General features: G+C 74.4%; 5 protein-coding genes. 1 reads left to right on the top strand and 4 read right to left on the bottom strand.

All coding sequences use genetic code 11. The features are described 5' to 3' along the window. Window positions 1-34: 34 nt before the first annotated feature. From AB8Z75_RS33235 to AB8Z75_RS33245, 3 genes are all read right to left on the bottom strand, one after another. Window positions 35-1,063: a DMT family transporter gene (locus tag AB8Z75_RS33235; protein WP_369208592.1), complete on the bottom strand. Its 1,029-nt coding sequence runs from the start codon at window positions 1,061-1,063 to the stop codon at window positions 35-37. Between the two features lie 233 nt (window positions 1,064-1,296). After that, window positions 1,297-1,746: a Clp protease N-terminal domain-containing protein gene (locus AB8Z75_RS33240; protein WP_369208598.1), complete on the bottom strand. Its 450-nt coding sequence runs from the start codon at window positions 1,744-1,746 to the stop codon at window positions 1,297-1,299. Between the two features lie 209 nt (window positions 1,747-1,955). Continuing rightward, window positions 1,956-2,597, bottom strand: coding sequence for a PadR family transcriptional regulator (locus tag AB8Z75_RS33245; RefSeq protein WP_369208600.1), 642 nt, complete (start codon window positions 2,595-2,597; stop codon window positions 1,956-1,958). 192 nt (window positions 2,598-2,789) lie between these two features. Between AB8Z75_RS33245 and AB8Z75_RS33250 the strand changes: the two genes are divergently transcribed. Beyond that, complete coding sequence (locus AB8Z75_RS33250) at window positions 2,790-3,641, top strand: PhzF family phenazine biosynthesis protein (protein WP_369208594.1); 852 nt, start codon at window positions 2,790-2,792, stop codon at window positions 3,639-3,641. Between the two features lie 21 nt (window positions 3,642-3,662). Here the strand turns inward: AB8Z75_RS33250 and AB8Z75_RS33255 are convergent. After that, the coding region (locus tag AB8Z75_RS33255; RefSeq protein ID WP_369208596.1) for a CPBP family intramembrane glutamic endopeptidase at window positions 3,663-4,177 on the bottom strand (515 nt) is incomplete at its 5' end.

The following is a 4,177-nucleotide window of genomic DNA, read 5'->3' on the forward strand; positions in this document are numbered from 1 at the left end:
ACCCTCGCCCCGGGGACCCSCCTGCCCGGCTACCTCACCGCGCGCTGACGTCCCGGTCCGCCTCGGGAGCCCCGGACCCGGCGACCGGGGCCCCCGAGGCGGAAGAGCCCGACTGCGGCCGGGGAGTGGAGCGCTGTGCGATGAACGCGCCCACCAGCACGAGGGCGCCGCCCGCCAACTGGACGGCGCTCAGGTGCTCACCCAGCAGCACCCAGGCCAGCACCGTCGCGATGACCGCCTCCAGACAGGCCACCACGCCCGCGACCGGCGGCGAGAGCAGCCGCACCGACACCACCCCGGTGACGTAGGCGGTCGCGGTGGCCACCAGCACGATCCAGGCCAGCAGCACCAGTCCGTTCACGTCGGTGCCGTCCATCGTGGCGCTGCGGCCCAGCACCGCCCAGTCGGTGTTCCACGGCCGGGCGACCACCGTCAGCGCGAGCGCCCCGATGAGCAGGCCGTAGGCGATGACCCCCAGCGGGTCGGCGGGCCGCCGGGCCGCTTCCCCCTCCTCGGCCGTGCTGCCGTGGTCGGAGAGCACGAAGTACCCGACCTGGCAGCACGCGGCCCCCAGCGCGAGCAGCAGCCCGAGCCCGTCGAGCCGCAGCCCCGCCCACACCTCGACGACGCAGCTGAGGCCGCCGACGGCCAGCACCATGCCCACGGCGGCGGCCCGGGTGACCGGGCGGCGTTGGACGAACCTGACCCACAGCAGCACGAGCGCGGGCGCCAGGTACTCGATCAGCAGCGCGACACCGACGGGGATGCGGGAGAGCGCCGTGAAGTAGAAGGCCTGCACTCCGGCGACGGCGAGCAGCCCGAAGCCCAGCAGCAGCCAGGGGCGCTCGCGCACCAGCGACCTGTGCCGCCAGGCGAGCGGCAGCAGCACCACGGCCGCGCCCGCCGCCCGCAGCCAGGTGACGTGCAGCGGCTCCAGACCGGCCTCGATCAGCGGCTTGGCCGCGACACCCGAGCTGCCGAAGGAGCAGGCGGAGACGAGCGCGAGGAGCAGTCCCGTGGTGCGGGCCCGTGCGGCGTCCACGGGCGAGGAGGTGGCGTGCATGGACACATCATGTCAACAGTCGTCAGGAGTGTCACCCCTGTCACTCCTGACGAGCCGCGAGGCCCCGCAGCGTCCGCGCGCCTCAGCAGCGTCCGCGCGCCTCAGCGTCCGCACGGCCCTCGAAAGCCGGCAGCCGCCCCGCGCGCCCCTCGGGCAACAATCCCGCGGCCCTCCGGGCCCCGCGCCCCCCGGGCGGCAATCCCGCAGCCCTCCGTATGGCCCTCCCCCGCACGTCAGCAGCCGTCCGCGACGCCCAGTCGCCCTGCCAGCCGGGCCACGTCCACCCCGGCGCGGCGCAGCACCTCCACCCCGCGGCACTCCTGGTCGGCCACCACACCGGCGAACAGGTCCAGGCCCTCCGCCTCCTCCCGCCCCCGCCGACGGGCACGCTCACCGGCGAGCTCCAGGGCCGCCCGCGCGCTGGGGGACCACCCCGGAACGCCGCCGGGCTGCTCGGAGACGGCGGGAACGGCGCCCGAGTCCTCCAGAGTGCTCTGCCAGCGCAGCCCGTAGCCGATGCTGCGCTGGACGAGGTAGCCGAGGAGCTTGCCGACCTGGGGGCTGCCGCCGTCCAGCAGATCCCACGTGGAACTGTCGGACTCCAGCAGGCTGTGCAGCAGGTGCGCCGTGTCGATCTGCCGGTCACCGTCCCGCGCCGCCCGGCGGCGCGCGGTCGCCATCATGGCCGCCAACGCGTCGCTGACCTGCGGGTCGACTGCGTCGTCCGTCCCCGCGGCGGTCGCTCGGTCGGACGGTGTAGAGCTGTGCACACGACCACCACATCACATACACCTGTGCGGCTTCATCGGCGCCCCGTGGCATATGCCCGTCCACCGGTGGGTGGGCAGAACCCCGGGCGCCTCCTCCCTGCGGAGGAGACGCCCGAGCGCCTTCAGTCCTCCTCCGCCAGGATCAGATAGAGGCTCTTCCTGGCGTCGTTGACCACCCGCAGCGCCTTCTCCCGCTGTTCGGGCGTACCGGTCGCCCACACCTGCTGGAAAGCGGCCGTCAGACCGCCCGCCGCCGTGCGGACCTCGTGCAGCGCCTCCCAGTCGGCGCCGCGCCCCGCGTCCTCCCAGGGCGCGTCCGCGCCGGCCTCGGCCTCGGACCGGCCCGCCTCGGTGAGCGAGAAGTGCTTCTTCCCGCCCTCGCTCTCGCTGCTGATCAGCCCCTCGTCCTCCAGCATCTGGAGGGTCGGGTAGACCGATCCCGGGCTCGGCTTCCAGGCGCCACCGCTGCGCTCGGCGATCTCCTGGATCATCTCGTACCCGTGCATGGGGCGTTCCTTGAGCAGCGCGAGGATCGAGGCGCGCACGTCGCCGCGCCGGGCCCGGCCCCGGGGGCCGCCCCGGCCGCGCGGACCGCGTCCGCCGAAGGGACCGCCCCCGCCGAACGGCGGCCCGAAGGGCCCGAAGGCCGCGCGCCCCTGCCCGCGCCGCTCCCCGCCGCCGTGCGGGCCGCAGGGGCGCCCCGCCTCGGGGCCCTCGACGCCGTACCCCGGCCCCGGGCCGTACCTCCGGGGGCCGTACTCCATGCCGTGGCGCTTGCCGCGCTCCTTGCCGGCTTCCATTCCGAAGGGATACATCGCTGACTCCTCTCAGATACATTGTGAACTAGTCGCGATGTCTCAACGATATATCGGAAGCTGTCGGACGACAAGTCTTCCGAGCCACCTGCCGCCAATTGGCCGTGTGCCGGCCCGCTCGATCCCCGTACCGTCCCGGCCATGAGAATCCGCACCGTCGACGCCTTCACCGCACGCGCTTACGCGGGCAACCCCGCCGCGGTCGTCCTGCTGGACGGCGAAGCGCCCCACGCCTTCCCGGCCGACGAACGCCTCCAGGCACTCGCCGCCGAGATGAACCTGGCCGAGACCGCCTTCGCCCACCCGCTGGCCGACGACCCCGAGGCCGACTGGGCCCTGCGCTGGTTCACGCCGACGACGGAGGTGGACATGTGCGGGCACGCCACACTGGCGACCGCGCACCTGCTCGCCGCCGACGGATGGCTGCCCGAAGGCGGGCACGTCCGGTTCCGCACGCGCAGCGGGGTGCTCAGCGCCTCCCGCGAGCCGGACTCGACGCTCACCCTGGACTTCCCCACCGCGACGCTGACGCCGGTGCCCGTGCCCGAAGGCGCCGGGGAGGCGTTCGAAGCACCCGCGGTGGCCGCGTGGGACACCGGCAGCCTGGGGATGCTCGTCCTGGAGATCGCCGACGAGGCGACACTGCGCGGACTGACCCCCGACCTCGCGGCCGTGGCCGCGCTGCCGAGCCCCGCGGTGATCCTGACGGCCGCCGCGGGGCAGCCCGCGCGAGACGCCGCTCATCAGCCCCCGTACGACTTCGTCTCACGGATGTTCGCCCCCGCCCAGGGCATCCCCGAGGACCCGGTCACCGGCAGCGCCCACACCGCGCTCGCCCCCCTGTGGTCACAGCGCCTCGGGCGTGCGGAGCTGACCGGGCTCCAGGTGTCCCGGCGTACCGGATACGTGCGCACCACGCTGCGGGGCGCGCGCACCCTGCTGGGCGGCAGCGCCGTCACCGTGCTGGACGCCACCCTGCGCGTTCCGCTGTGACGGGCGTCCCCAGCCGGGGGGTCACGGGGTCGGCAGCCAGTCGACCCTCCCCGCGAGGAGCGCGTAACCGACGAAGGCGACGATGTCGATCAGGGCGTGCGCCGCGACGAGCGGCCCCACACGCCGCCACCTGAGGTAGAGGAGGCCGAAGACGACCCCCATCGCCAGGTTTCCGAGGAACCCGCCGATGCCCTGGTAGAGGTGGTACGAGCCGCGCAGCACCGCGCCGGCCGCGAGCGCCGCCACGGGCGACCAGCCCAACTGGCTCAGCCTGCGCAGCAGATAGCCGACGACGACGACCTCCTCCAGCACGGAGTTCTGCACGGCGGAGGCGAACAGCACCGGGTACTTCCACCACACGTCGGGCAGCGACTCCGGCTCCACGGTGAGGTTGAAGCCGTTCGCCTGCGCCAGCAGGTAGAAGCCGATGCCGCAGCCGCCGATCCCCGCGGCCACCGCGGCGCCCCAGCCCAGGTCGAAGCCGGGCCTGCGCCGATCGAGCCCCAGCGCCCGCAGCCCGCCCGCCCCCTCCCGGG

The sequence above is a fragment of the Streptomyces sp. PU-14G genome (assembly GCF_041028275.1).
Lineage (GTDB): Bacteria > Actinomycetota > Actinomycetes > Streptomycetales > Streptomycetaceae > Streptomyces.

Bases quoted from the DNA above. Each gene is read 5' to 3' on its own strand.
- AB8Z75_RS33235 (WP_369208592.1), bottom strand. From the start codon at position 1,063: ATGCACGCCACCTCCTCGCCCGTGGACGCCGCACGGGCCCGCACCACG.
- AB8Z75_RS33240 (WP_369208598.1), bottom strand. From the start codon at position 1,746: ATGATGGCGACCGCGCGCCGCCGGGCGGCGCGGGACGGTGACCGGCAG.
- AB8Z75_RS33245 (WP_369208600.1), bottom strand. From the start codon at position 2,597: ATGGAGTACGGCCCCCGGAGGTACGGCCCGGGGCCGGGGTACGGCGTC.
- AB8Z75_RS33250 (WP_369208594.1), top strand. From the start codon at position 2,790: ATGAGAATCCGCACCGTCGACGCCTTCACCGCACGCGCTTACGCGGGC.